Genomic DNA, 429 nt, shown 5'->3' with positions numbered 1-429 from the left:
GGCGTGTGGAGGGCGGAGGGATACGGGGAGGAGGGGAGGGGAGTGGGACAGTGAGCGAGGAGGGGTAGGAGGGAGGCAGCTACGGGGGGCGGGGGCAAGGGGGGGCGCGTGGAGCGGACGAAGATGATAGGGAGGGGGGAGGCGGGTGCGGCGGGGGGCGTGGGGGTGAGGGTGGGGGGAGCGGGGGGGGGGGGGTGGGCGGGGGGGGGAGCGGGGGGGTGGGCGGATGAGGGGGGGGCGGGGGGGGAGGGGGAGGGCGGGGGGGGGGGGGGGGGGGCGGGTGGGGAGGGGAGACGGGAAAGGAAAAGCGGTGGGACAGGACGTTGATGCGCGTGCGTTCGGCGAATGGGTCGATCGACTGCGGGCAGCGGTGGAGCAGCACAAGCAGGGGGAGCGCGTCGGGGGAATGACGTGCCGGGACATGCAGAC

Annotated in this window: 1 protein-coding gene; it reads right to left on the bottom strand. The window is 76.0% G+C overall.

The window, feature by feature from the left end:
• Positions 1–79: 79 nt before the first annotated feature.
• Entirely contained in the window at positions 80–427 is a 348-nt protein-coding gene (locus A6V37_RS42870) for a PHB depolymerase family esterase (protein WP_075643533.1), read from the bottom strand.
• Positions 428–429 lie beyond the last annotated feature (2 nt).

Origin of the sequence: Paraburkholderia ginsengiterrae (assembly GCF_001645125.1) — a bacterium.
GTDB classification, from domain to species: Bacteria; Pseudomonadota; Gammaproteobacteria; order Burkholderiales; family Burkholderiaceae; genus Paraburkholderia; species Paraburkholderia ginsengiterrae.
This window is presented reverse-complemented; position numbering and strand designations above follow the sequence as displayed.